Source organism: Pseudomonas sp. P5_B2 (assembly GCF_056400445.1).
In genome coordinates this window covers 1-1,033 of sequence record NZ_JBFULH010001083.1, presented here as the reverse complement: position 1 = coordinate 1,033, position 1,033 = coordinate 1, and the positions used below count along the sequence as shown (strand labels likewise).

Genomic DNA, 1,033 nt, shown 5'->3' with positions numbered 1-1,033 from the left:
GCCGTAAACCCCGCACCAACTGAACAGACACACAACCCACTGTGATTGATCGTTCCCACGCTTCGCGTGGGAATGCAGCCCGGGACCCTCCGCGTCCCTTCCTGGAGCTGGAACGCGGAGCGTCCCTTGAGGCATTCCCACGCAGAGCGTGGGAACGATCATTCAACACGAAAACCACGTATCCTCTGCGCCCCGTTTTACGTTCAACCTCGCGAGGGCAGTTTGTCTAAAGGTATCGCTTTATCGGTGTCGGCCTCGGTGCTGTTTGCCGTCATGTATTACTACACATCGTTGCTCACCCCTCTGAGCGGCGTGGAGATTTTCGGCTGGCGGATGTTGTTGACCGTGCCCTGCATGACCGTGTTCATGGTGGTGTCCGGCGAGTGGACGCGGGTGGTCGAGATTGTTCGTCGTGCCACGGTGAATCCAAAATTGATCGCCGCGCTGGTCGCCTCCTCGGCCCTGCTCGGCGTGCAACTCTGGCTGTTCATGTGGGCGCCGCTCAACGGCTACAGCCTGGACGTATCGCTGGGGTATTTCCTGCTGCCACTGACGATGGTGCTGACCGGGCGAATCGCCTACGGCGAGCGTCTGTCCTATCTGCAAAAGATCGCGGTGTTCTTCGCCTGCCTCGGCGTGGCCAATGAGGTGTATCAGGTCGGTGGCTTTTCCTGGGCGACCTTGCTGGTGTGCATTGGCTATCCCACCTATTTCGTGCTGCGCAAACGGCTTGCTACGGACAACCTTGGCGGCTTATGGGTCGACATGGCATTGACGCTGCCGTTGGCTTTCTGGTTTGTGCAGAGTGGTGAGCAGGGTTTCGGCGTGTTCGATCAACACCCGTGGCTATCGCTGTTGATCCCGATTCTCGGGGTGATCAGCGCTTCGGCGTTGGTGGTTTATATCATCGCCAGCCGCTTGTTGCCGTTCAGTCTTTTCGGGCTGTTGAGTTATGTCGAGCCGGTGTTGTTGCTGGGCGTGGCGTTGCTGCTTGGGGAAAGCATCAAGCCTGGGGAATGGTTGACCTATATTC

The 1,033-nt window shown here is 58.3% G+C and carries 1 protein-coding gene; it reads left to right on the top strand.

Translation table 11 applies throughout. From position 1 onward, the window contains the following. Positions 1–222 precede the first annotated feature (222 nt). The coding region (gene rarD / locus AC1DRJ_RS29325) for an EamA family transporter RarD (protein WP_477805206.1) at positions 223–1,033 on the top strand (811 nt) is incomplete at its 3' end.